Source organism: Flavonifractor sp. An306, from assembly GCF_002159455.1.
Taxonomy (GTDB): Bacteria; Bacillota; Clostridia; order Oscillospirales; family Oscillospiraceae; genus Flavonifractor.
Genome location: NZ_NFIQ01000210.1, coordinates 1 through 1,079, shown reverse-complemented (window position 1 = coordinate 1,079; position 1,079 = coordinate 1). Strand labels below are relative to the sequence as shown.

1 protein-coding gene is annotated in these 1,079 nt (G+C 50.3%); it reads left to right on the top strand.

Annotated features, from left to right (window positions below; genetic code table 11):
• Positions 1 to 35: 35 nt before the first annotated feature.
• On the top strand, positions 36 to 1,079 hold a 1,044-nt coding region (locus B5F88_RS19685; protein WP_162612268.1), incomplete at its 3' end, for a recombinase family protein.

The window sequence follows — 1,079 nt, the reverse complement described above, 5'->3', positions numbered from 1 at the left end:
TGGAGTGCATAATTTTAAGTGTAAAGGACACCTACATGGACGCACAGGAGGTTATGCACATGACTGATTATAGCAAAATTACCGCCCTTTACTCCCGCCTTTCCGTGGGCGACGAGGACAGGGACGGCGGTGAGAGCAACAGCATACAGAACCAAAAAATCTTTTTGGAGAACTATGCCAGAGGACAGCACTTAACCAATATCCGGCACTACATTGACGATGACGAAAGCGGCAGATTTTTTGACCGTTCTGCCTATTCCCGCATGATGGACGATGTAGAAAACGGAAAAATCGGTGTCTGCATTATGAAAGACCTGACGCGCTGGGGGCGCGACTATCTCCAAGTTGGCAACGCTATGGAGATATTCAGACGGAACAATGTGCGCTTTATCGCGGTCAACAACGGGATAGACAGCGAGAAGCCCGACACATTGGAGTTTGCGCCCTTTATCAACATCATGTCGGAGTGGTACGCAAAGGACATCAGCAAGAAAGTAAAGACCGGCATTAAAACGAAGGGCATGAGCGGAAAGCCGATTGCCACCGAAGCCCCCTACGGCTATATGAAAGACCCGGACAACAAGGATTTTTGGATAATCGACGAGGAAGCCGCCGAGGTTGTGCGCCTTATTTTCCGTCTGTTTATCGGCGGGAAGAACCGCAACCAAATCGCCGTATATCTGACGCAGGAGCAAATCCCTACCCCTACTTTCTACATGAAAGACCGGGGACGGGGAACGTGTAAAAACAAGGCGCTCAATGAGGATAACCGCTACAAGTGGAACAAAGTCACCTTGACCCATATCCTCACGCGGCAGGAGTATTGCGGCGATGTAGTCAACTTCAAGACTACAAAGCATTTCCGGGACAAGCGGAACCACTATGTAGACCGGAGCCAATGGCAGATAACCGAAAATGTGCATGAGCCGATTATTGACCGCGCCGACTTTGAAACCGCACAGCGGATTTTGGAAAACGCGCCCGTCAGACGCCCCAACGGGGACGGGGAAATCCACCCTTTGTCGGGCTTGCTTTTCTGTAAAGATTGCGGCGCAAAAATGCACATCCGCATAGATTAC